Source organism: Shigella sp. FC1967 (assembly GCF_001743005.1).
GTDB lineage: Bacteria > Pseudomonadota > Gammaproteobacteria > Enterobacterales > Enterobacteriaceae > Proteus.
Window position 1 is genome coordinate 1 of sequence record NZ_MIIZ01001145.1, and the last position, 647, is coordinate 647.

Consider the following 647-nt stretch of genomic DNA (forward strand, 5'->3'; position numbering starts at 1 on the left):
GCGTCAAGGTGTAACAGCCACTGACGCCGCTATCCTGCTCAATAGGTCTCCGTACAAAACACGATGGAGACTGTGGGCCGAGAAGACTGGGTATGCGCGTGAAGTCGATCTAAGTCTCAATCCGCTGGTTCGCCGGGGGATAGAAAACGAAGATGCTGCAAGACGCGCTTTCGAGGAGAAGTATGATGACATGCTGCTCCCCGCCTGTGTCGAATCGGTTCAATACCCGCTCATGAGGGCCTCCCTGGATGGCCTGAGAGATAACGGGGAGCCCGTCGAGCTGAAAAGCCCGAGTGCGACTGTCTGGGAAGATGTTTGTGCTGAGAAAGCAAACAGCAAGGCATACCAGCTTTATTACCCGCAGGTGCAACACCAGCTCCTGGTAACGGGGGCCAAGCAAGGCTGGTTAGTCTTCTACTTTGAAGGTCAGATTCAGGAGTTTCCAATACTCCGAGACGAAGCCATGATTCAAGAAATCTTGGCCGAGGCTAAAAAGTTCTGGCAACAGGTAGTAGACAAGAAGGAGCCCGACAAAGATCCAGAGAGAGACCTGTACATACCGCAAGGTGAAGAGGTCAACCGTTGGATTGCTGCTGCTGAGGAATACCGCCTCTATGATGCAGAGATTCAGGAGCTGAAACAGCGAC

General features: G+C 52.9%; 1 protein-coding gene. It reads left to right on the forward strand.

All coding sequences use genetic code 11. The features are described from left to right. Positions 1-34 precede the first annotated feature (34 nt). Positions 35-647: YqaJ viral recombinase family nuclease (locus BHE89_RS19440; protein WP_458694247.1), on the forward strand; the 613-nt coding region annotated here is incomplete at its 3' end.